General features: G+C 58.6%; 13 protein-coding genes and 1 pseudogene. 7 read left to right on the top strand and 7 right to left on the bottom strand.

The window, feature by feature from the left end; genetic code table 11:
* Window positions 1-23 precede the first annotated feature (23 nt).
* On the bottom strand, window positions 24-860 hold the full coding sequence (gene dapD / locus C5F52_RS20305; protein WP_104800171.1) for a 2,3,4,5-tetrahydropyridine-2,6-dicarboxylate N-succinyltransferase: 837 nt from the start codon (window positions 858-860) through the stop codon (window positions 24-26).
* 22 nt (window positions 861-882) lie between these two features.
* Entirely contained in the window at window positions 883-2,118 is a 1,236-nt protein-coding gene (gene dapC / locus C5F52_RS20310; RefSeq protein ID WP_104800172.1) for a succinyldiaminopimelate transaminase, read from the bottom strand.
* 67 nt (window positions 2,119-2,185) lie between these two features.
* Between dapC and C5F52_RS20315 the strand changes: the two genes are divergently transcribed.
* From C5F52_RS20315 to def, 5 genes are read left to right on the top strand one after another with little or no spacing between them, the layout of a single operon-like run.
* Window positions 2,186-2,521 (top strand): hypothetical protein, encoded by a 336-nt coding sequence (locus C5F52_RS20315; RefSeq protein ID WP_104800173.1) that lies wholly within the window; start codon window positions 2,186-2,188, stop codon window positions 2,519-2,521.
* A 28-nt stretch (window positions 2,522-2,549) separates the two neighbouring features.
* A complete protein-coding gene (gene smc, locus C5F52_RS20320) occupies window positions 2,550-6,065 on the top strand; it encodes a chromosome segregation protein SMC (RefSeq protein ID WP_104800174.1) in 3,516 nt (1,171 codons plus the stop codon).
* Between the two features lie 16 nt (window positions 6,066-6,081).
* Window positions 6,082-7,398: a cell division protein ZipA C-terminal FtsZ-binding domain-containing protein gene (locus C5F52_RS20325; RefSeq protein ID WP_201747061.1), complete on the top strand. Its 1,317-nt coding sequence runs from the start codon at window positions 6,082-6,084 to the stop codon at window positions 7,396-7,398.
* Between the two features lie 14 nt (window positions 7,399-7,412).
* Complete coding sequence (gene ligA / locus C5F52_RS20330; RefSeq protein WP_104800175.1) at window positions 7,413-9,650, top strand: NAD-dependent DNA ligase LigA; 2,238 nt, start codon at window positions 7,413-7,415, stop codon at window positions 9,648-9,650.
* Between the two features lie 11 nt (window positions 9,651-9,661).
* The gene (def, locus tag C5F52_RS20335; RefSeq protein ID WP_104800176.1) at window positions 9,662-10,198 is read left to right on the top strand and encodes a peptide deformylase; all 537 of its coding nucleotides are present in this window, start codon (window positions 9,662-9,664) and stop codon (window positions 10,196-10,198) included.
* On the opposite strand, the gene C5F52_RS20340 is transcribed toward def, so the two are convergent.
* The 4 genes from C5F52_RS20340 to map all read right to left on the bottom strand — a co-directional run bounded on the left by C5F52_RS20340 (window position 10,195) and on the right by map (window position 14,275).
* Window positions 10,195-10,527, bottom strand: a complete 333-nt coding sequence (locus tag C5F52_RS20340) for a type II toxin-antitoxin system RelE/ParE family toxin (protein WP_104800177.1) — start codon at window positions 10,525-10,527, stop codon at window positions 10,195-10,197. The two genes, def and C5F52_RS20340, sit on opposite strands and share 4 nt — an antisense overlap.
* Window positions 10,524-10,790, bottom strand: a complete 267-nt coding sequence (locus C5F52_RS20345; RefSeq protein WP_104800178.1) for a type II toxin-antitoxin system Phd/YefM family antitoxin — start codon at window positions 10,788-10,790, stop codon at window positions 10,524-10,526. Before C5F52_RS20345 ends, C5F52_RS20340 begins: the two co-directional genes overlap by 4 nt.
* A gap of 62 nt (window positions 10,791-10,852) precedes the next feature.
* Window positions 10,853-13,453, bottom strand: a complete 2,601-nt coding sequence (locus tag C5F52_RS20350) for a [protein-PII] uridylyltransferase (protein WP_104800179.1) — start codon at window positions 13,451-13,453, stop codon at window positions 10,853-10,855.
* Window positions 13,454-13,462: 9 nt separating this feature from the next.
* Window positions 13,463-14,275, bottom strand: coding sequence for a type I methionyl aminopeptidase (gene map / locus C5F52_RS20355; RefSeq protein ID WP_104800180.1), 813 nt, complete (start codon window positions 14,273-14,275; stop codon window positions 13,463-13,465).
* 156 nt (window positions 14,276-14,431) lie between these two features.
* Here map and purL point away from each other — a divergent pair, with 156 nt between their 5' ends.
* Complete coding sequence (purL, locus tag C5F52_RS20360) at window positions 14,432-18,475, top strand: phosphoribosylformylglycinamidine synthase (RefSeq protein ID WP_104800181.1); 4,044 nt, start codon at window positions 14,432-14,434, stop codon at window positions 18,473-18,475.
* A 189-nt stretch (window positions 18,476-18,664) separates the two neighbouring features.
* Complete coding sequence (locus tag C5F52_RS20365; protein WP_104800182.1) at window positions 18,665-20,008, top strand: ATP-binding protein; 1,344 nt, start codon at window positions 18,665-18,667, stop codon at window positions 20,006-20,008.
* Here the strand turns inward: C5F52_RS20365 and C5F52_RS20370 are convergent.
* Window positions 19,971-20,163: pseudogene (locus C5F52_RS20370) on the bottom strand (IS256 family transposase); the annotation flags it as partial. The gene C5F52_RS20365 and the pseudogene C5F52_RS20370 sit on opposite strands and share 38 nt — an antisense overlap.

Below are 20,163 nucleotides of genomic sequence, written 5' to 3' on the forward strand. Positions count from 1 at the left end.
TGATGAACGAATAAAGAGACGAATTAATCGCGCAACAAGTCGTTGATGCTGGTCTTCGAGCGTGTTTGTGCATCCACGCGCTTGACGATGATGGCGGCGTACATGCTGTAAGGCGCGCCATTGGCCGCCACTTTAGGAATGTTGCCGCTGACCACGACCGAGCCGCTAGGCACGCGACCGTAGCTGATTTCGCCGGTGGCACGGTCGAACAAAGGTGTGCTCTGGCCGATGTACACGCCCATGCCCAACACCGAGTTTTCTTCGACGATGACGCCTTCGACCACTTCCGAGCGTGCGCCGATGAAGCAGTTGTCTTCAATGATGGTGGGGTTGGCCTGCAAAGGCTCCAACACACCGCCCAAGCCCACGCCGCCGGACAAGTGCACGTTTTTGCCCACTTGTGCGCATGAACCCACGGTGGCCCATGTGTCAACCATGGTGCCCGAATCAACGTATGCGCCGATGTTCACGTAAGAGGGCATCAAAATCGCGCCAGAGGCGATGAAGCTGCCACGACGCGCCACAGCGGGGGGCACCACGCGCACGCCAGTCGCTTTGAGTTCTTCTTCGGTCATGTGGCCAAACTTGGTGTCCACTTTGTCATAAAAAGCCAAATCGCCCGATTGGATGAGGCGGTTGTCTTTCAAGCGGAATGACAGCAAAACCGCTTTTTTGATCCATTGGTGCACTGTCCACTGGCCCACGGCTTCACGGGTCGCCACGCGCAAGCGGCCGGCATCTAATTCAGCGATCACATGGTCGACGGCGTCGCTCACTTCGTGCGAAACATTGGCGCCGTTGATGTTGGCGCGGTTGTCCCAAGCGTTGTCGATGATGTGTTGCAGTTGATGTTGAGCCATGGTTGTCTTCTCTTCGTTGAAATTAGGGGTTGAGTTGTTTGACGAACGCCACAATGCGTTGCGCCGCTTCTAAACATTCGGCAGTTTCGGCCACCAAGGCCATGCGAATTCGGCCTGCGCCCGGGTTGAACCCTTTGGCTTCATCGACGCCGTGACCAACACGCGCCAAGTAGCTGCCAGGCAGGACGGTCACATTGTATTGAGCCAACAAGTCACGGGCGAAAGCGACGTCGTCCCCACCTGGGACCGCAGCCCACAGGTAAAAACCGGCGTCGGGCAAGCGTACATCCATCACCTCGGCCAACAGAGGGGTCACAGCCGCAAACTTTTGGCGGTATTGCTCACGGTTGGCCACCACATGGGCTTCGTCGTTCCAGGCGGCGATGCTGGCCTCTTGCACCATGCCACTCATGGCACTGCCGTGATAAGTGCGATACAGCAAGAACTGTTTGAGGATGTTGGCATCGCCCGCTACAAAACCGCTGCGCATGCCTGGCACGTTGCTGCGCTTGGACAGGCTGGTGAAGGCCACCAAGTTTTTAAAGTCAGTGCGACCCAATTTGGCTGCGGCTTCTAGCCCACCCAAAGGCGCTTCTTCACGGAAATAAATCTCGCTGTAGCACTCGTCGCTGGCAATGACAAAGCCGTACTGGTCGCTCAGGGCAAAGAGTTTTTCCCAATCACTCAGGGGCATCACAGCGCCCGTGGGGTTGCCGGGCGAGCACACAAACAGCAACTGGGTCTTGGCCCACACATCGGCAGGTACTTGGTCCCAGTCGACGTTGAAATTCAAGGCGGGGTCGCTGGGCGCGTAGTAGGGTTTGGCGCCCGCGAGCAGGGCGGCGCCTTCGTAGATTTGATAGAACGGGTTGGGGCAGACCACCACCGCTTCAAGGCGGTTGCCGTTTTCATCCACCTTGGTCGGGTCAATCACCGTTTGGGCGAAGGCAAACAAGGCCTCGCGAGAGCCGTTGACCGGCAGCACTTGGGTGGCCGCATCCACGGCCAAGCCGTAGCGGCGTTGTACCCAAGCCGCGCAAGAGGCGCGCAGGGCCGGTAAACCTGCGGTGGCGGGATAGGCGGCAAGTTGCGCTGTGGCCTTGGACAAGGCCTCCAACACCAAAGCAGGCGTGGCATGACGCGGCTCGCCAATCCCTAGGCTGATGGGCGCAAAGGCTGGATTGGGGGTGATGGGGGCAAAAAGTTGTTTCAGCCGCTCGAAAGGATAGGGCTGTAGACTTAAAAGCAGGGGGTTCATGGCTGCTATTATCCCCGCGCTAGACGTCGGTCCAGTCCTCTTGAATTGAACACTTAAATTATTTCCCATGCTCCTCGATCTGAATCGCGCCAAAGAGTTTGCCCTTGACCCAGAACAGCTCAAAGAGTTGATGGCGACGTTTGAAGAAAGCTTGGGCCAAGAAATGGCCATCATCGACACCGCTTTGTCAGCGCAAGAGGCGTTGAAGGTGGAGCATGCTTTGCACGCCTTGAAGGGGTTTATGCCCTTGTTCACAGGCGAACCTTTGGCGCAAGGCATGACCGATTTGTACCAAACCAGCCGCCAACAGCCTTTGGACGTCACCCGCGCCCATTACTTGGCTTTGAAGCCCGATTTATTAGCCTTGTTGGCAGAAGTTCGCACCTGGCTCGCCGCTTTATGATTGGCCCTCTGCAAAAAGAGGTTTTTCGGTGCGTCTGAATTCAATCAAGTTATCGGGTTTCAAGTCCTTCGCTGAACCTACCAATTTCCTGCTGCCCGGCCAATTGGTCGGCGTGGTGGGTCCCAACGGCTGCGGCAAGTCCAACATCATGGATGCGGTGCGTTGGGTGCTGGGCGAGAGCAAAGCCAGCGAGCTGCGTGGCGAGTCCATGCAAGACGTTATTTTCAACGGCACGACCACCCGCAAGCCCGCCAGCCGCTCCAGTGTGGAGCTGGTGTTTGACAACGCGGATCACCGCGCCGGTGGCCAATGGAGCCAGTTCCCCGAGATCGCGGTCAAGCGTGTGCTGACCCGTGACGGCGGCTCCAGCTACTTCATCAACAACCAACCCGTGCGTCGTCGCGACGTGCAAGACGTGTTCTTGGGCACGGGCTTGGGCCCACGCGCCTACGCCATCATTGGTCAGGGCACGATCAGCCGCATCATCGAATCGCGCCCTGAAGAGCTGCGTTTGTTCTTGGAAGAGGCCGCAGGCGTTTCTAAATACAAAGAGCGCCGCCGCGAGACTGAAAACCGCTTGAGCGACACCCGCGAGAACTTAACCCGCGTGGAAGACATCTTGCGCGAGTTGAACGCCAACCTCGAAAAACTCGAAAAGCAGGCCGAAGTGGCCCAGCGCTACCACGCGCTGCAAGGCGATGTCACGCTCAAGCAGCACCAGCTGTGGTTCTTGCGCCGCGCCGAGGCTGAAGCCGATCAGCTGGGCTTGAAAACCCAAGCCGACAAGGCGGTGAACGACCTAGAGTCGCGCATTGCCGACTTGCGCCACATTGAAGCCGACCTTGAAACCGTGCGCCAAGCCCATTACGCCGCAGGCGATCAGGTCAACCAAGCCCAAGGCGCGCTGTACGAAGCCAGCGCCGAAGTGGGGCGCTTGGAGGCCGAAATTCGCTTTGTGGTGGAAGGCCGCCAACGCGCCGAAGCTCGTTTGGTGCAAATCAAAGAGCAAACCGCTCATTGGGCCCAGCAAAGCGAACAAGCCAGCGAAGAGATCGAAAACTTGGCATCGGCGGCCATGGACGGCGAAGAACGCGCCGTCATGCTCGCCGCCCAAGTGGAAGAGCAAGCCATGCAGCTGCCCGACCTCGAAGAGGCCGTGCGCACCGCCCAACAACGCAGCAACGAACAACGCGCCTCCGTGGCGCAGGTGCAGCAGCAAATTCAGGTGTTGGCCGCCGACCAGCGCAACATCGAAGAGCAAAGCCGCCAACTCAACAGCCGCCACGAGCGCTTGAGTGCCGATCGCAACGCCTTGGCGTCGCCCGATGAAGTGCGCTTGACCCACTTGCAAGAGCAGTTGCAAGACGCCCAAGCCACCGCCGAAATCACGGCCGCGCAGCTCGAAGAGTTGCAAGCCAACGTGCCGCAACTCGACGAAGCCCGTCGCACCGCGCAGCAAACTGTCAACACTGAGCAAGCCAAGCAAGCCGACATTTCTGCCCGCTTGGAAGCCCTCAAAGCCCTGCAAGAAAAGGTGCAAACCGACGACAAGCTCAAGCCTTGGTTGACCAAGCATGGTTTGGACGGTTTGCAAGCCTTGTGGAGCCGCATCCACATCGACGCGGGTTGGGAGAACGCCCTAGAAGCCGCCTTGCGTGAGCGCATGGCCTCGCTTGAAGTCAGCCGCCTGGACATCGTGCGCGCCTTCCAAGCCGATGCACCACCGGCCAAATTGGCGTTTTACACACCGCCGATGGCTGGCGTCGCCGCCCCACAAGGCGCGTTGCCGCGTTTGTCCGATTTGTTGCGTTTGAACGATGCCGGCCTGCAGGGCTTGCTCACCGACTGGTTGAGCGGTTGCTTCACGGCGCCTAACTTGGACGAGGCCCTGGCCAAACGCGCCAGTTTGCAGCCCGGCCACGTGATTTATGTGCCCAGCGGCCACGCCATCAGCGCCCACAGCGTCACGTTTTACGCCCAAGACAGCGCCCAATCGGGCTTGCTGGCGCGTGCCCAAGAAATCGAAAACCTCGACAAAAGCACCAAAGCGCAAGCCTTCATCAGCGACGAAGCGCGCCACAACTTGGTGCGTGCCGAGGCTACGTACAGCGAGTCGTCGCAGCGTTTGGTCAGCATCCGCGCCGAGGCCACGGCAGCCCAAGCCCGCGCCCATGAGTTGCAAGTTGAAACCTTGCGCCTCACGCAATTGGCCGAACAAACCCGCGCTCGCAGCGCTCAGCTGAGTGGCGATTTGGCCGAAGTAGAAGCCCAATTGGCCGACTTGCAAGAGCGCCGCGTGAACGCGGAAGGTCGCTTTGAAGAGCTGGACATGCAACTGGCCGACAGCCAAGAGCGCCACGCCCAACTCGATGACGCCGTCATCAACGCCGAGCGCCGTTTGAACGACAGCCGCGAACAACAACGCAGCCTGGAGCGCCAAGCCCAAGAAGCGCAGTTTTCGCAACGCAGCTTGGCCACCCGCGAGGCCGAACTCAAACGCATCATCGACACCGCCACCCAGCAAGCCGCCTCGGTGGCTGCCGAAGAAGCCCGCGTGCAAGAAGACCTCACCCGCTTGACCGACGCCGCCGCGCAAGCGGGTCTGCAAAACGCCTTGAACACCAAGATGGAACGCGAAGTCGCCTTGGGCGCCAAGCGCAGCGAGTACGACGACCTCACCACCAAACTGCGTGCCAGCGACGAGCGCCGCTTGCAGTTGGAGCGCGAGTTAGAGCCTTTGCGCCAACGCATCACCGATTTCCAACTAAAAGAACAAGCCGCGCGTTTGGGCCTAGAGCAATACAGCCAATTGCTGGCCGATGCCCAAGCCGACCTCGAAGCCGTGGGCGCCTCCATCCAAGCCAACAACGTGCGCTTGGGCGGTTTGCAAAGCGAGATTGACCGCTTGAACCGCGACATCACCGCCTTGGGCGCTGTCAACTTGGCCGCCTTGGACGAACTGGCCATTGCCAGCGAACGCAAGGTGTTTTTGGACTCACAAACCAAAGACTTGACCGATGCTATGAACACGCTGGAAGACGCCATTCGCAAGATCGACGGTGAAACCCGCGAGCTGCTGGGCGGCACTTTCAAGATCGTCAACGAGCACTTTGGCCGCATGTTCCCCGAGCTGTTCGGTGGTGGCAATGCGCGTTTGGTGATGACGGGTGACGAAATCTTGGACGCTGGCGTGCAAGTGTTGGCCCAGCCACCCGGCAAGAAAAACCAAACCATTCACTTGCTCTCGGGCGGCGAAAAAGCACTCACCGCGATTGCCTTGGTGTTTGCCATTTTTCAGCTCAACCCCGCCCCGTTTTGTTTGCTTGACGAGGTGGACGCGCCGTTGGACGACGCCAACACCGAGCGTTATGCCAAACTGGTGTCGAGCATGTCCAAAGAGACGCAATTCCTCTTTATTTCGCACAACAAGATCGCCATGGAAATGGCAGAACAACTCATCGGCGTGACCATGCAGGAACAAGGCGTTTCGCGTATCGTGGCCGTTGACATGGAGTCGGCCGTCTCCATGGTCGAGTCCGTTTGAACTTTTAAGCATCAGCATGAGCACACTTCAAATTGGTTTAGCAATCGCAGGCGGCGTGGTGCTGGCAGGCGTGGTCGCGCACAGCACTTGGACCTCGCGCAAAAACAAACCGCGTCAAGCCCAACCGCAGCCCCAAGAGCCTGTGGACAGCAGCAGCAACGCAGCTGCCGCAGCGCCGGCCAGCGAGCGCACGCAAGAGCCGTCGTTCGATGCGCCGACTGCCAGCACGTTCACCGCGCCCATCAGCGAACGCACCTTGGATGCCCACCGCAGCCAGTTCACCGAGCCCACCTTAGACCCCGTCAGCGACATGGCCCGCACCATGATGCAAGAGGCCACGTTGCACGCCCAACGCGTGCCTGACGAAGCCGAACTCGCCCGCACAGCCAAAGCCCAAGCGCATGCTGCGTCTTTGGCACCGGCCGTTCAGCAAAGCCGCCCGAACTTAGAGCCCATGATCGACAAAGTCATGGACGGCGGCGCGGCTCCTGCGATGCTGCAACCCGAAAAACGCCCCAATCTGGATGGTTTGATTGACCTGATTGCCGCGATTGAAATCGACCAACCGGTCTCCGGCGAAGCCGCCGTTGCCGCCTTGCCCAGCACCCGCCGCGTGGGCAGCAAGTTGTTCAGCGTCGAAGGCTTGAATGCCGAGACGGGCGCGTGGGAAGTGCCTCGCCATGGTCAGCGCTACAGCACGTTCCAAACGGGCGTGCAATTGGCCAACCGCACCGGTGCGTTGAACGAGATTGAGTTCTCCGAGTTCGTGTTGAAAACACAAACCTTTGCCGACGGCATCAACGGTGCGCCTGAGTTTCCAGACATGCTCGATGTCGTGGCCCGTGCCCGTGAGCTCGATGGCTTTGCCAGCGCCCATGACGCGCAGCTGAGCTTCACTTTGAAAGCGGTCAAAGCCGCGTGGAGCCCTGGCTATGTGCAACAAAACGCAGCGCGCTTGGGCTTTGTGCCGGGCGTGATTCCGGGGCGCATGGTGGTGCCTGCCGGCAGCGCTGGTTTGCCGCCCATTTTGGGCTTGGTGTTTGACACCCAAGCCGCCATGTCCGAAGACCCCGCGCAATCGGCGATCCGAGAAATCACCTTGTCATTGGACGTGCCACAAGTCGACCGTGCCGAAGAACCGTTTGCCCGCATGATCCAAACCGCCCTCGAACTCGCACGCGAGATGGACGGCGCGGTGACCGACGACAACGGCCAGCCTTTGTCCGAAGCCGCCGTGGGCGCGATTGCCCGTGACTTGATGGCGCTCTACAACACGCTGGATGCGCGTGATTTGTCTGCAGGCTCGCCGCAAGCGCGCCGTTTGTTCAGCTAATTTGGTTTTTCAGCATGACCACCGCTGACTTGTTTGGCAGCGACTTTGCTGCTGAACCTATCCCTGAATCTACCGCCCCTGACAACGCCTTAGTTTTGGCCGCAAAAGCGGCCAAATTGCGTGAGCAACTGCATCACCACGGTCACCTGTACTACGTGTTGGATGCGCCCACGCTGCCCGATGCCGAATACGACCGCTTGTTCCAAGCGCTGCTAGCCCTCGAAGCCGCGCACCCCGAACTGATCACCCCCGACTCGCCCACCCAACGTGTGGGCGGCAAACCGCTGGACGCCTTTGCCAGCGTGCGCCATGCCGTACCGATGTTGAGCATCCGCACCGAAACCGACACCGAAGCCACAGGCGCAGAAAACTTCGACACTCGCATTCGCAAAGAGTTGGCCTTGAGCGAGGCAGACCCGCTGGTCGAGTACGTGGCCGAGTTGAAGTTTGACGGCTTGGCCATGAACCTGCGCTACGAGCATGGCGTGTTGGTGCAAGCCGCGACGCGTGGTGACGGCGAAATGGGCGAAGACGTCACGCAAAACGTGCGCACCATTGGCCAAATTCCTTTGAAATTGCAGGCCTCGTCGGGTCTGGATGGCGCGTCGTTGTTGCCCACTTCTTCTGCAGCCGTCGCGGTGCCCGCTGTGCTGGAAGTGCGCGGCGAGGTCTACATGGCGCGCGGCGATTTTGAGGCACTGAACGAACGCCAACGCGCACGCATTGCCGCGGGTGAAAAGGGTGAAAAAACCTTCGTCAACCCGCGCAATGCCGCTGCAGGTGCCGTGCGTCAACTCGACCCCAGCATTGCCGCGCAACGCCCTTTGAGCTTCTTTGCCTATGGCTTGGGCGCCATCTTGCTCTCAGGAGAAGGTGACCCCTCTGCCACCGATCAGCCAGATTTGCCGTTCGCCACGCATTACGACTTGCTGATGCAACTCAAAGCTTGGGGCTTCCCCGTCGCCGAGCAAACCGCTTGTGTGCAAGGTGCGGCAGGTTTGGTCGACTTTCACCAGCGCATGGGGCAAGCGCGGGACGCGCTGCCGTACGACATTGACGGCGTGGTCTACAAGGTCAACAGCTTGGCCGCGCAGCGCCAACTCGGCTTTGTCACCCGCGAACCGCGCTGGGCCGTGGCCCACAAATACCCCGCGCAAGAACAACTCACCACCGTGCAAGCCATTGAGGTGCAAGTGGGCCGTACCGGCAAACTCACGCCCGTGGCCAAACTCGCACCCGTGTTTGTGGGCGGCGTGACCGTGACCAACGCCACCCTGCACAACGAAGACGAAGCCCGTCGCAAAGACGTGCGGGTGGGCGACACCGTGGTGGTGCGCCGCGCGGGCGACGTGATTCCCGAAGTGGTGTCCGTCGTTCTAGAAAAGCGCCTGCAAGATGCGCAAATCTTCACCATGCAGCACGAATGCCCGGTGTGCGGCAGCCCCGCGCTGCGTGCAGAAGGCGAAGCCGATTACCGCTGCACAGGCGGCTTGTTTTGCAGCGCACAGCGCAAGCAAGCCATCCTGCACTTTGCGCATCGCCGTGCGGTAGAAATTGAAGACTTGGGCGACAAGTTGGTCGAGCAACTGGTGGATGCAGGCGTGGTCAAAACCTTGCCAGACCTGTACCGCATGGGCTTTGCCGCCTTGGTCACGCTGGACCGCATGGCCGAAAAATCGGCCAACAATGTGCTGGCCAGCATTGAAAAATCAAAAAACACGACATTGCCACGCTTTTTGTTTGGCCTAGGCATTCGCCATGTGGGCGAGGCCACGGCCAAGGCCTTGGCCCGTCACTTCGGCAAGATGGACGCCATCATGGACGCCACCTTGGACCAGTTGCTGCAAGTGGCCGATGTCGGCCCCATCGTGGCACTGAGCCTGCGCACGTTCTTTGACCAGCCGCATAACCGCGAAGTGGTGGAGCAGCTGCGCGCTTGCGGCGTGACATGGACAGAGGGCGAGCCCACAGAAGGTGCAAGCTTGCCGCTGGCGGGCCAAACTTTTGTGCTGACCGGCACCTTGCCCACACTCAGCCGCGACGAGGCAAAAGACATGCTCGAAGCTTTGGGCGCCAAAGTGGCAGGCAGCGTCAGCAAGAAAACTCATGGCGTTGTGGCAGGGGCAGAGGCGGGCAGCAAGCTGGAGAAAGCACAAGCCTTGGGCATTCCGGTGATGGACGAGGCAGGTTTGTTGGCTTTGGTGGCCTCACACGCAGACGGCGCCGCAGATGCCGCGCATGCGCCGGAATAAAGGACACACACATGGCCGTTCGTGACATCTTGAAAATGGGCGACCCGTGCCTGCTGCGCGTGGCACAACCTGTGACCGCCTTCAATACGCCAGAGCTGCAAGCGCTGCTGAAAGACTTGGACGACACGATGCTGGCCGCCAACGGCGCGGGCTTGGCAGCGCCACAAATTGGCGTCGATCTACAAGTTGTGATCTTTGGTTCGGGCGAGTTCAACCCGCGTTACCCCGAAGCCCCCGTGGTGCCCCACACCGTGTTGATCAACCCCGTGCTCACGCCGCTTGGCGATGAGGAAGAAGAGGGCTGGGAAGGCTGCTTGTCGGTGCCCGGTCTGCGCGGTGTGGTGCCACGTTTCAAGCGTTTGCGCTACCAAGGTTTTGACGAAAAAGGTGCGCCGATTGACCGCACCGTCGAGGGCTTTCACGCACGCGTGGTGCAGCACGAATGCGACCACCTCATGGGTGTGCTGTACCCCATGCGCGTGCGCGATTTCTCGCGTTTTGGGTACACCGATGTGCTGTTTCCGGGGTTGGATGACGCGGACGATTAGGCCGCAAGCAAGCGATCCATCAAATGTCGGCGGAAATCGCGCATGCTGGGTATGAACATGTAAATGGTCAAAAGTGAATCAGAGGTCTGATAAACCACATAAGCATTTTTGTGCTGATATTTTTTAAATCCAGTAAACCCAGTGCCATCAAGTTCAGAGATGTTGCTGCCTAGCTCTGGAGCAGCTGCTAATCGATTGATTTTGGTTTGCCATTCGTTATTAATGGCAAGCCAAGCTTCAGCGCCAAATTTCTGCGTCACGTAGCTTTTGATTCTTCGATAGTCTGATTTTGCAGACTGAAGAATCACCACTTTTCTGATGCCTGTCATTCTTCGCGAGCCATTTCGCTGAAAAAATCAGCAGCGTCTTGAAATTGGCCTTGAGCCAACTCTTTGTTACCCATGGCAATGAGTTTCAACAGCGCCATCGTTTCTTGTTGTTGCTCGTAGGCATGAATATCGAGCACAACCATCTTTGCTTCACCGTTTTGCGTGATGATGAGCGGGTCAGGGTTTGTTGCGAAATCTTTGATGATTTCGGCGGCGTGTGACTTGAGATAGGAGATGGGCTTGATTTGTTGAGCGAGTGACATAGCAGGCCTAAAAGTAAATTTAGACTAAATATAAACCAAATTTGGTCTACGTCAAGTCCGATTCAAGCCTGCAACGTCGCCAACAACTCTGTCTCAATCTCCAACTGCGCTTTGTTTTGTTGCAACACAGCGCCGTCGATCAAGAAGGTGTCTTCCACGCGCTCGCCCAAGGTGCTGATTTTGGCCAGCAACAGGTTCACTTTGTGATTCGCTAAAACGCGGGCCACGCTGTAGAGCAAGCCCACGCGGTCGCTGGCCGAAATGCTGAGCACCCACTTTTGGGCGCGCTCATCGGGTTGCAGCGACACACGTGGTGCGATGGGGAAGCTTTTCACGCGGCGCGACACGCGGCCACGGCCCACGGCGGGCAGTGGCTTGGCCTGCGCCAACGTCTCGGTCAATCCGGTTTCCACCATGTTGATGAGGTCGCGGTAGTGCTCTTGGGTGAGCGAGGTCACCACTTGGAAGGTGTCGAGAGCATAGCCGTTGGTGGCGGTGTGCACTTTGGCATCCAAGATGTTGAAACTCGCTTGGTCGAAGTAGCCGCAAATTCGGGCGAACAAATCGGCTTGGTCAGGCGAATACACCATCACCTGCAAACCTTCGCCCACAGGCGAAACCCGCGCACGGACGGTGACGCCCATGGGTTTGTCTTGGTTTTTGGCGGTGTGCAGGCCGCGTGAAAGTTGGCGCGTGTGCCAAGCAATGTCGGTGGCGTCGTGGCGCATGAAGTAGCCCACATCCAAGGTGCTCCACAAGTCTTTGTGGGCTTCAAAGGGCAGGGCGTAGAGCGCCAACATGGTCAGGGCTTCGCGTTTGCGGGCTTCCACTTCGGCGTCGGCATCAGGGGCGCGGCCGCCCAAAGCGCGCGAGGTGTAGCGGTACAAGTCTTCCAGCAACTTGCCTTTCCAAGCGTTCCACACTTTGGGGCTGGTGCCGCGAATGTCGGCGACGGTCAGCAGGTACAGCGCCGTCAAGTTGCGCTCGTTGCCCACGCGTTGGGCAAAGGCTTGGATGATGTCTGGGTCGCTCAAATCTTGCTTTTGCGCGATGTGGCTCATGGTCAAGTGCTCGCCGACCAAGAACTCGATCAGCTGCGCATCGGTTTTGTCAATGCTGTGGTCGCGGCAAAACTTGCGCACTTCACCACGTCCGAGTTGCGAGTGATCGCCGCCACGGCCTTTGGCAATGTCGTGGAACAAAGCGCCGGCAAACAAGATCCAAGGCTTGTCCCAGCCCGCTGCCAGTTGCGAGCAAAACGGGTACTCGTGGGCGTGTTCGGCCATGAAGAAGCGGCGCACATTGCGCAGCACCATCAAGATGTGTTGGTCCACGGTGTAGACGTGGAACAGGTCGTGCTGCATTTGCCCCACGATGCCTCGGAAGGCCCACAGGTAACGCCCGAGCACCGAGGTTTGGTTCATCAAACGCATGGCGTGCGTCATGCCGCTGGGGGCTTGCAAGATGCGCATGAACATGGCACGGTTGATCGGATCGGATCGGAATTTGCCGTCCATCACATTGCGTGCGTTGTACAAAGCGCGCAAGGTGCGGGCCGACAAGCCGTTGATGCCCACGGTGGACTCGTACAGCCAGAAGGTTTCCAAAATGGCGTGGGGCTCGCGCTCGTACAAATCGTCGCTGGTGACTTCGAGCATGCCGGCTTTGTCGGCAAAGCGCGGGTTGATCAAGCGGGGTTCGTGACCCGAGGGGTGAATGCGCTCTTCGATGTTGAGCAGCAAGATTTGGTTGAGCTGGGTGACCGCTTTGGCCGCCCAGTAATAGCGTTTCATCAGCGCTTCGCTGGCCACGCGGGCGTTCAAACTGCCGTCTTCTTCGAGGCCCAGCCCCAAGCTTTTGGCCACGGCGTGTTGGAGGTCAAACACCAAGCGGTCTTCGCGACGCTTGGCCGCCAAGTGCAAGCGGGTGCGAATGAGGGCCAGCGTGTCTTCGTTGCGTTTGAGTTGACGGGCTTCAAACGGCGTGGCCAAGCCTTTGCTGGCTAACTCGTCCCAGCTGTTGCCGAGGCCTGCGGCTTTGGCGACCCACAAAATGACTTGCAAATCGCGCAAACCACCGGGCGACTCTTTGGCGTTGGGCTCTAGCGAATACGGGGTGTTTTCAAATTTGGTGTGGCGCTGACGCAGCTCCAAGGTCTTGGCGACAAAGAAGGCCTGCGGGTCCATGGCTTGGTCAAAACGGTTTTGAAACGTGTGAAACAAGGCTGCGCTGCCCACGATCAAACGGGCTTCTAGCAGCGACGTTTGCACCGTGATGTCAGCCGATGACTCGTGAATGCACTCGTCCACATTGCGAACGCTGGAGCCGATTTCTAAGCCTGTGTCCCAGCAGCTGCCAATGAACGCTTCGATCTTGGCTTTGAGCACCTCGTCTTGCTCGGGCGAGACGCCTTCGGGCAACAGCAGCAGCACATCCACATCCGAGTAGGGGTACAACTCGCCACGGCCGTAGCCGCCCACGGCAGCCAAACAGAGCGAGTTGTCAAAACCTGCGTTGCGCCAGAGTTTGCGCAGTGTGTCGTCGGTCAAGCGGCAGAGCTTGTGCAGCAAACTACGGACGCTGCGGGTGGCGGTGGAGCGGTTGGACGCGTCGAGCAGCAAAGCTGCCTTGTCCTTCCTGTAAAGGTTAGCCAAGGCGTTCATAGCAATTTTTTAGCAGCAGGTGGTGGTGACGAAGTCGGGCAGGGCGGGGCTGCCTTCAGAGAGGGTCAACACTTCGTAGCCGGTGGGCGTGACGAGGATGGTGTGTTCCCACTGCGCTGACAACGAGTGGTCGCGTGTGACGATGGTCCAACCGTCGCCCAGCTCTTTGATGTCTTTCTTGCCCGCGTTGATCATGGGCTCGATGGTGAAGGTCATACCTTCTTGTAGTGTTTCGCCTGTGCCCGCTTTGCCGTAGTGCAGCACTTGTGGCTCTTCGTGGAACACTTGGCCAATGCCGTGGCCGCAAAACTCGCGCACCACCGAGAAGCCGTGACCTTCGGCAAAGCGTTGAATCGCAAAGCCAATGTCGCCCAAACGCGCACCGGGCTTGACCTTGACGATGCCGTGCCACATGGCTTCGTACGTCAACTTGGACAAACGCTTGGCCGCAATGGACACATCACCCACCGAGAACATGCGGCTGGTGTCGCCGTGCCAGCCGTCTTTGATGACGGTGATGTCGATGTTGACCGTGTCGCCCTTTTTGAGCGGCTTGTCATTGGGAATGCCGTGGCACACCTGATGGTTGATCGAGGTGCAAATCGACTTGGGGTAGGGGTTGTCACCGCTGGGGTTGTAGTTCAGCGGGGCGGGAATGGCCTGCTGAACTTGCGTGATGTAGTCGTACGCCAACTTGTCGAGCTGGTTGGTCGTCACGCCGGGCACGACGTGGGGGGTGAGGTAATCGAGAACTTCGGAGGCCAGTTTGCCCGCGATACGCATGCCTTGTGCGCCTTGGGCGTCTTTGATGGAGATGGTCATGCTTGGGATTATCCCATTCACGCATCAACACCTTTTGCTATGCCGATATTGTGTACAAATGTGCCGCTGCAGACACGTAAAATCCAACCTTTGCCGACCAGCCCCAGTCAGCGGCCCGGCTCGATTCGATTTCCGTCTTTTTCTCAAGGCTCCCTCGTGTCCCTGCACCTCAGCATTTTCGAAGGCGGCAACGCCCTCAGCGATTTTCGTGTTCAACAGCTTTTGCCGCGTTTGGCGGCGATCTCCCCGCAAATCAAAGGTCTGAGCGCTCGCTTTGTGCACTTGGCCGCGACCGAGGCCACGTTGGATGCCGCGCAGCAGCAAACGCTGGCCGCTTTGCTGACTTATGGCGAGCCTGCTCATGTTGCCCCCGCAGGCACGTTGCTGGTGGTGACGCCACGTTTTGGCACGGTGTCGCCTTGGGCATCAAAGGCCACCGACATTGCGCACAATTGCGGATTGCAGCTCAAGCGCATTGAGCGCATCACCGAGTTCCACCTTCAGCTCAAAGACGGCTTGCTGAGCAAAGCCACGCTCACGCCCGAACAACTGCTGGCCGTGGCCGATGTGTTGCACGACCGTATGACCGAGTCTGTCATGCGCACACGCGACGAAGCGCTGGGTTTGTTCACCGAATTGCACCCCGCACCGATGGAGCAGGTGGATGTGCTCAACGGTGGCGAGGCCGCATTGCACGACGCCAACAAGCGTTGGGGCTTGGCCTTGGCCGAGGACGAGATTGCTTACTTGGTGAACGCCTTCACCCAACTCCAACGTAACCCCACCGATGTGGAGCTGATGATGTTCGCGCAGGCCAACAGCGAGCACTGCCGCCACAAGATTTTCAACGCCGAGTTCACGATTGACGGTGAAGCGCAATCGCACAGCCTGTTCGGCATGATTCGCCACACCGAAAAAACCAGCCCGCAATACACGGTGGTGGCGTATTCGGACAACGCCTCCATCATGGAAGGCCACAAGGTGGAGCGCTTCATCGCCACCAACAATGGCAAAGACCTGCCTCATTACGAAAAAGTGTCGGCCACCAACCATGTGTTGATGAAGGTCGAAACCCACAACCACCCCACCGCCATTTCGCCATACCCTGGTGCCTCCACTGGCAACGGCGGCGAAATTCGCGACGAGGGCGCAACGGGCCGTGGCTCCAAGCCCAAAGCGGGTATGTCTGGCTTCACCGTGTCGAAGCTGTGGGACAGCCAACTGGGCCGCCCCTCACACATGGCCAGCCCTTTGCAAATCATGACGGAAGGCCCCTTGGGTGGCGCGGCGTTTAACAACGAGTTTGGCCGTCCCAACCTGACCGGCTACTTCCGCGAGTACGAGCAAGACGTGGCCGGCGTGACACGCGGCTACCACAAGCCCATCATGATCGCGGGCGGCTTGGGCGTGATCGACAGCGAACAAACCAAGAAGATTGAGTTCCCTGCAGGCAGCTTGCTCATTCAACTGGGCGGTCCCGGCATGCGCATCGGCATGGGTGGCAGCGCCGCCAGCTCGATGGCCAGCGGCACCAACGCGGCTGAGCTAGACTTTGACTCGGTGCAACGTGGCAACCCCGAAATTGAGCGTCGTGCGCAAGAGGTCATCAACCATTGCTGGGCGCAAGGCGCGGCTAACCCCATCCTCGCCATTCACGACGTGGGCGCGGGCGGTTTGTCCAACGCATTCCCCGAACTGACCAACGACGCAGGCCGTGGCGCACGCTTTGATTTGCGCGCTGTGCCGCTCGAAGAGTCTGGCTTGGCCCCGAAAGAGATTTGGTCGAACGAAAGCCAAGAGCGCTATGTGATGGCGATTGCGCCAGAGTCACTTGAACAATTCAAAGCCTTCTGCGAGCGAGAGCGCTGCCCGTTTTCTGTGGTGGGTGTGGCGACTGAAGCGCGTCACCTGACCGTTGCCAATGAAGATGCAAACCTTGCACACCATTTAAGCGCCCCCTCGGGGGGCAGCGAACCACACGAAGTGGGGGCTGCGGTTGACATGCCCATGAACGTGCTGCTGGGTAAACCACCCAAGATGCACCGCGATGTGACGCGTGTGGCGCGCACCAGTGCGCCTATGGACCTGACCGGTGTGAGCTTGCAAGAAGCCGTCATCAACGTGCTGAGCCATCCGACCGTGGCCAGCAAACGTTTCCTCGTCACCATTGGCGACCGCGCCGTGGGTGGCTTGACGCACCGCGACCAAATGGTGGGTCCATGGCAAGTGCCAGTGGCCGACGTGGCCGTGACTTTGGCGGACTACCAAAGCTTCGCTGGCGAAGCCATGAGCATGGGCGAGCGCACGCCGCTCGCGTCGCTCGATGCGCCCGCCTCAGGCCGCATGGCTGTGGCTGAAGCCATCACGAACTTGTTGGCGGCACCGTTTGAGTTGCCCCGCGTCAAACTCAGCGCCAACTGGATGGCCGCTTGCGGCGAGCCGGGTGAAGACGCTGCGTTGTACGACACCGTCAAAGCCGTGGGCTTAGAACTCTGCCCCGCCTTGGGCATTTCCATCCCCGTGGGCAAAGACAGTTTGTCGATGCGCACGCAGTGGACTGAAAACGACGAGACCCAAAAAGTCACCTCGCCAGTCAGCCTGATCATCAGTGCGTTTGCGTCCATTGCCGATGTGCGCGGCACGCTCACGCCGCAGCTCAACAACACTGACGACACCACCTTGGTATTGGTGCAGTTGGGCGAGGGCAAGCGCCGCATGGCAGGCAGCATCTTGGGCCAAGTGCTGAACCAAGCAGGCGATCAAGTGCCAGACCTCGACGATGCACAAGACTTGGTCAAGCTCGTCAATGCTGTCAACGCCTTGCGCGCACAAGGCAAAATTTTGGCGTACCACGACCGCAGCGACGGTGGCCTGATGGCCGCTGTGTGCGAGATGGCTTTTGCGGGTCAAGTGGGTGTGGCGCTGAATGTGGACATGCTCATCACCGAAGGCGATGGCATCCACGACAGCCGTGCTGAATACGGCGACACCAAAAACTGGGCCTCGCAGGTGAGCGCCCGTCGCGAAGAGCTGACGCTGCAAGCGTTGTTCAACGAAGAGTTGGGCGTGGTGCTGCAAGTGCGCACGTCTGAGCGCAACGAGGTGATGCAAACCTTGCGCGAGCATGGCCTGTCCAAGCACAGCCACTTTGTGGGCAAAACACGTCCCGCATCGGCTGCGTTGGACCATGGCAAAGGCGCCATCAGCGTGTGGCGTGACACCAAAGAAGTGTTCACCGCCAAGCTGGCCGACTTGCACCAAGTGTGGGACAGCGTGAGCTGGAAAATTTGCCAACAGCGTGACAACCCTGCGTGTGCTGACGCCGAACACGCCGCAGCAGGCAACCCCACTGACCCCGGCATGCATGTGCATTTGCCTGCGGGCATCACCGACAACGTGGCCGCCCCCTTCATCAACGTGGCCGCCAAACCCAAAGTGGCTGTGCTGCGCGAGCAGGGCGTCAACTCACACATCGAAATGGCCTACGCCTTTGCCGAAGCCGGCTTTGATGCCTACGACGTGCACATGACCGACCTGCAAACAGGCCGCGCCAAGCTGCAAGACTTCAAAGGTTTGGTGGCTTGCGGTGGCTTCAGCTACGGCGACACCTTGGGTGCTGGCATTGGCTGGGCGCGCAGCATCACCTTCAACCCCGTGTTGTCTGAGCAAATGCAGCAGTTCTTTGCACGCACCGACACCTTCGGTTTGGGCGTGTGCAATGGCTGCCAAATGTTTGCCGAGTTGGCCGACATCATCCCTGGCGCTGAACACTGGCCACGCTTCACCACCAACCAAAGCGAGCGCTTTGAAGCACGCCTCTCCATGGTGGAAGTGTTGGAGTCGCCATCACTGTTCTTCGCAGGCATGGCTGGTGCGCGTTTGCCGATTGCCGTGGCGCACGGTGAAGGCTTTGCCAACTTCAGCCAACGCGGCAATGCCGCCAAAGCCTTGCCAGCCATGCGCTTTGTGGACAACCACGGTGCAGCGACTGAAGCCTATCCGTTCAACCCCAACGGCAGTGCAGGGGGCTTGACCTCTGTCACCACGGCCGACGGCCGCTTCACCGCCATGATGCCGCACCCCGAGCGTGTGTTTCGTAACGTGCAAATGAGCTGGACCGACTTGGCGGCTTCGGGTGGCGTGGATGCGTTCAGCCCATGGATGCGCATGTGGCGCAATGCGCGCAAGTGGGTGGGCTAATCAAGACAACTTTGATGGTTTCCATATTTCACGAGGCCCGCCATCAAATCAACAAGCCAAGTCATAAATTTACTAAAACCAATTAGCCGAGAAAAAGCAAAGCCTTACTTTAACAATTGTTAATACACAAGTTTACGTTGACCGATTAAAATTGAAATTTAAGCATTTCAATGGCGAGAGGTATCAATTTTGAAGACACATTGTCTGAACATCAAAGCCAGCATTGTTAAATTGATTGCCGTTGCTTGGCTGCTGGTCTTGGCTGCGATCACCAGCACGCAGTTGACGTTGACGGGGGCGTTGATGCAATCCAGTGAGGCGTCGACACAGCTTCACCTCGGGCCTCGCATTTGGATCTTGACGTTGGCGCAGCTTCTGCTTTGGGGTTCTGCTGTTTGGGCACTGCTGGCATACCAACGACAACAAGCCAAGGCTTACGCAGCGCAAACGCGTAACTATGAAGAGCAACTCAAGGCGACGCACCAAGCGGAGTCGACCAACCGAGGTAAAAGCCAATTCCTGGCCAATATGAGTTATGAATTGCGAACGCCTTTCAATGCCATGTTGGGCATGTTGAGTTTGTTAGACAAAACCCAACTCGATGCTCAGCAACAAGATTTGATTGAAACAACCAAAAACAGTGCCGAGCATTTGCTGCGGCTGTTGAACGATATTTTGGAAGTCTCGGCGCTTGAGGCGGGCAAGTTGAATATCCATTCTGAGCCGGTCGACATGGCGGCGTTGCTGCAAGATGTTTACCAACTCATGCGTTGCATGGCGGATCAAAAAAACTTGGCATTTCACTTAGATGGTGATGTGCACGCACCTCAGTGGGTGGCGACCGCACCCACACGCGTGCGGCAAATTTTGTACAAACTGCTGAGCAATGCCATTCAGTACACCGAGTCGGGCAGTATTAACATTGATGCCCGCGTCAAGTTGCTTGACAAACACATGCACTGGACCATCGACGTCAAAGATACGGGCGTTGGTATGAGTGCTGAGATGTTGGGTGGGCTGTTCCAGCACCATCCATCCAGCGATATGGGGCTAAATCGCTCGGGTTTAGGGCTAGAAATTTCACGTGCGTTGGCCCGACTCATGGGCGGTGATTTGACGGTGACGAGTCGCTTGGGGCATGGCTCTTGTTTTTGCTTTGAAGTGGCCATGCTGAAAGCGGCGCCGCCCGATGTGCAAGCTTCGCCATTGGTGCCCATTTTGGTTGCCGATGAGCCCGACGGTTCTGAGCTGCAACCGCAAGAGCCGCTGCAAGTCTTGGTGGCAGAAGATCATCCGATCAACCGCAAGGTGGTGGGCATGCTGCTCAAAACCATGGGCCACCAAGTGACGTTCGCCGAAGATGGTTTGAAAGCGTTGGATCTGGCTCGCACGCAAGATTTTGATGTGGTGCTGATGGACATTCACATGCCAGAGATGGACGGGCTGACCAGCACGCGCCGAGGGTGTCCCGAATTTTGTGTAAACGGAGCGAGTGTTAATTCGTCGGCATCCTTCCCTCAAACTGGATCGTAAATCGGTTCAGCACAGGCTTCCAGTTTTGCACCGGCATCGTCCACTTCTTGGCGATGTTGTTCAGCGCCAAATAAAACAGTTTCAACAACGCCTCGTCACTTGGGAACGCTCCACGGTTTTTCGTGATCTTGCGCAAACTCATGTTCACCGATTCG

Source organism: Limnohabitans sp. TS-CS-82 (assembly GCF_002943475.1).

Excerpts from the sequence above, each read along its gene's own strand:
- map (WP_104800180.1), bottom strand. The coding sequence starts at position 14,275 with ATGACCATCTCCATCAAAGACGCCCAAGGCGCACAAGGCATGCGTATC.
- dapC (WP_104800172.1), bottom strand. The coding sequence starts at position 2,118 with ATGAACCCCCTGCTTTTAAGTCTACAGCCCTATCCTTTCGAGCGGCTG.
- C5F52_RS20340 (WP_104800177.1), bottom strand. The coding sequence starts at position 10,527 with ATGACAGGCATCAGAAAAGTGGTGATTCTTCAGTCTGCAAAATCAGAC.
- C5F52_RS20325 (WP_201747061.1), top strand. The coding sequence starts at position 6,082 with ATGAGCACACTTCAAATTGGTTTAGCAATCGCAGGCGGCGTGGTGCTG.
- def (WP_104800176.1), top strand. The coding sequence starts at position 9,662 with ATGGCCGTTCGTGACATCTTGAAAATGGGCGACCCGTGCCTGCTGCGC.
- C5F52_RS20350 (WP_104800179.1), bottom strand. The coding sequence starts at position 13,453 with ATGAACGCCTTGGCTAACCTTTACAGGAAGGACAAGGCAGCTTTGCTG.
- ligA (WP_104800175.1), top strand. The coding sequence starts at position 7,413 with ATGACCACCGCTGACTTGTTTGGCAGCGACTTTGCTGCTGAACCTATC.
- C5F52_RS20315 (WP_104800173.1), top strand. The coding sequence starts at position 2,186 with ATGCTCCTCGATCTGAATCGCGCCAAAGAGTTTGCCCTTGACCCAGAA.
- C5F52_RS20345 (WP_104800178.1), bottom strand. The coding sequence starts at position 10,790 with ATGTCACTCGCTCAACAAATCAAGCCCATCTCCTATCTCAAGTCACAC.
- dapD (WP_104800171.1), bottom strand. The coding sequence starts at position 860 with ATGGCTCAACATCAACTGCAACACATCATCGACAACGCTTGGGACAAC.